General features: G+C 44.8%; 3 protein-coding genes. All 3 read left to right on the top strand.

The window, feature by feature from the left end; translation table 11 throughout:
- On the top strand, positions 1 to 522 hold a 522-nt coding region (nrfH, locus tag Q0546_RS10515; protein WP_366519264.1), incomplete at its 5' end, for a cytochrome c nitrite reductase small subunit.
- A gap of 19 nt (positions 523 to 541) precedes the next feature.
- Positions 542 to 2,248, top strand: coding sequence for an ammonia-forming cytochrome c nitrite reductase subunit c552 (locus Q0546_RS10510; RefSeq protein WP_298792842.1), 1,707 nt, complete (start codon positions 542 to 544; stop codon positions 2,246 to 2,248).
- 152 nt (positions 2,249 to 2,400) lie between these two features.
- Positions 2,401 to 2,842 (top strand): lysozyme inhibitor LprI family protein (locus Q0546_RS10505; RefSeq protein ID WP_298792840.1); only part of this gene is annotated, 442 nt, incomplete at its 3' end.

Genomic DNA, 2,842 nt, shown 5'->3' with positions numbered 1-2,842 from the left:
GTCATGGAAAACACGAAGAAAAAAGCATCCATCTGGGTCATTCTTTTGTTGCTATCGTTTGGAGTGGTTATCGGTCACGGACTATACACTTTTTACTATGCTAAGGGATTTTCATACTTTAGTCCGGATCCCGCAGCCTGTAAAAACTGTCACGTGATGAATCAAGTCTACGAAAGCTGGTCAAGAGGCGGACACCAAAACGTTGCGACCTGTAACGACTGCCATTTGCCGCATGATTTTATAGGATATTGGATCATGAAGGCTCAAAGCGGCCTAGGACACGCGTATGCCGTTACTTTTAAAGACAATCCTTACGCATTTACCGCAAACGAAAAAACAAAAAGAGTTCAGGAAAACTGCATGGACTGCCATAAAGAGTACGTCTCAAACGTTATCGATCCGCGCGCTATAGGAGCGGCAAAACCGTTTGATAAAAATCTCAAAGAGCATCAAGGCAATTCTAGCGAGCCTTTAAGATGCGTATCTTGCCACCGCGAAGCGGGACACGCGCATAACTTTTAAAATTTAACAGGAGGATAAAATGAAAAACAAAGTGTTGTATGTAGCTACTTTCTTAGTGGCTGTCGTACTCGGTGCGGCTATGTTCGCGCTTTTTACGGATATCGGCGCTAAAAAAGCCGAAGAAAAGATGTATCCGCTAATGCTCAATAAAGTAAGCGAACTTGAGCCTGATTTTGAAAAATGGGGCGCAAATTTCCCAAATCAGCTCGATGCTTACAAAAAAATGGAGCATAAAAGCGACGCAAATCCAAAAGGAAGCGAATTTGTAGAAACGGCTTTCGGCGGAGATTTACCTTATAGCAAGATTATTCGCTGGCCTGCGGCTACGGTGTTTTGGAACGGCTATGCGTTCGGCGTGGATTACAGCAAACCGCGAACCCACTACTATTCGCAGATAGATCAGATCGAGACCAAAAGAAACGACAAGGAGTTTTTAAACTCTCACGGACTTCCAGCGTTTAAAGGCCAACCGGGCGCTTGCGTAAACTGCCACACCGGCTATCTAACCGCACTTCAGCTAGATCCAGACTACAAACTAACCGAAGATCCGACCCCGGCAGCTAGCTTACCTATGCCTTTCTTTGACGTAATGCCAAAAGAAGAAGGTCAGAAGAGAAAAGCGGCTTGGACGAAGATGAACTCTATTCCGTATTTTGACGTCATGAAAAAAATCGCGGCTAAACACGGCGAGAGTATCCACGGGTCGCATCTAGGCAGCACCTGTGCGGACTGCCACCACCCGGACGATATGAGCCTAAGAGTAACAAGACCGGGATTTGTAAATGCGATGGTAGGACGCGGATACGAAGCTGACGCTAAAAGCGGCATAAAAGCTACTAGAGCGGAGATGAGAAACTATGTTTGTATGCAGTGCCACGTCGAGTATTATTTCGGTAAAGACCAAACCCTAACTTTCCCTTGGACTTTCTGGAAAAAGGACCAGCCGTTTAAGATCGAAAATTTCGACCAGTATTACGACGATCAGTTAGCCAAAGAGGACGGATTTAAATTTGACTACATCCATAAAGATACCGGCGCTAAAATTATCAAGATGCAGCACTCGGAGTCTGAGCTAAGCTCAACCGGTATCCACGGAAGAAGCGGCGTAACGTGCGCAGACTGCCACATGCCGTATAAACGCGCCGGAGCTCAAAAGATCACCGAGCATGAAATTTTAACTCCGCTTGCCGATATAAACGCGGCTTGCAAAACTTGCCACCCGCAAAGCGAACAAGTGCTAAAAGATAGAATTTCATTCGTACAAAATCGCCACGCTTACGAGCTAAGAAACTGCGAAAATGCGCTACTTTCTTTGATTCAAGACATAAAAACGGCTAGAGCCGAGCTAGCTAAGCACGAGAAATTTGCTTCGATCGCCGATGAAAAAGAGAGAAAAGAAGCTATCAGTAAGGCTCTTGAAAAGACTCTTTACTTGCACCGCAAAACTCACATCCGCTGGGACTTCGCATTTAGCGAAAACAGCTACGGCTTCCATGGAGACGAAGAGTCGGCTAGGATCCTAGGTCAATGTAAAGAATTTGCTCGCCAAGGACAAACCGAGCTAGTTAACGAGCTTGCGCCTTACGGCATCAGCATCAAGCTAACTCAAGAGGCTACTCCGGTTCCTGCGCCTGCTTCTTTAGGACATAAATATCCTATCGGCGTAGCGCCTACCGAAGCTATGAAAAAAGCCGACGAAGACGTTAAGAACCTAAATTTTAAATAAAACCCTTAAACCCAAGGCCTGCGGGCTTTGGGTTTTTTAAATTTACGCATTTTCTTTCAAATTTCAAAATCCGAATTTACTTATAAATTTAAATTTTATTGTTTATTTAGCCGTTTTAGGCGATAATCTTCATCAAATTTAAAGGAGAAAATATGCTTAAAAAATTTATTTTTGCTGCTCTTGCGGCGAGTTTGGTTTTCGGAGCGCAAGATCTTGCGATCAAAGCAAAACCTGCGTCAAGCATCGAGGAAACTTCGGAAGAGGAATTTGATGAATCGCAAGCGCGCGTAGATGAGTGCATGCAAAAAGATAGCTCGACTGCAGGCATGATTCAGTGCATAGATGCAGAATTTGCTATCCAAGATAAACTCCTAAACCAAAATTACAAAAAAGCCATGAGCGTGCTAAACGACGAAAATAAAAAGAAGCTAAAAGACATCCAGCGTAAATGGGTGGCCTATAAAGAGGCCAAGTGCCCGTTTGTGCCGCCTATGGGTACGCTTTATGCCGTAACGGCTGCCGATTGTTACCTGCAGATGACCAAGGAGCGCGCAAGGGAGCTTGCAAACTTAGCTGAAGACTTTGAGGGTAATC

Origin of the sequence: uncultured Campylobacter sp. (assembly GCF_937997465.1) — a bacterium.
Classification (GTDB): domain Bacteria; phylum Campylobacterota; class Campylobacteria; order Campylobacterales; family Campylobacteraceae; genus Campylobacter_A.
Note: the sequence above shows the minus strand (reverse complement) of the source record. Positions and strands in the feature narration are given on the sequence as shown.

Bases quoted from the DNA above. Each gene is read 5' to 3' on its own strand.
- Q0546_RS10510 (WP_298792842.1), top strand. From the start codon at position 542: ATGAAAAACAAAGTGTTGTATGTAGCTACTTTCTTAGTGGCTGTCGTA.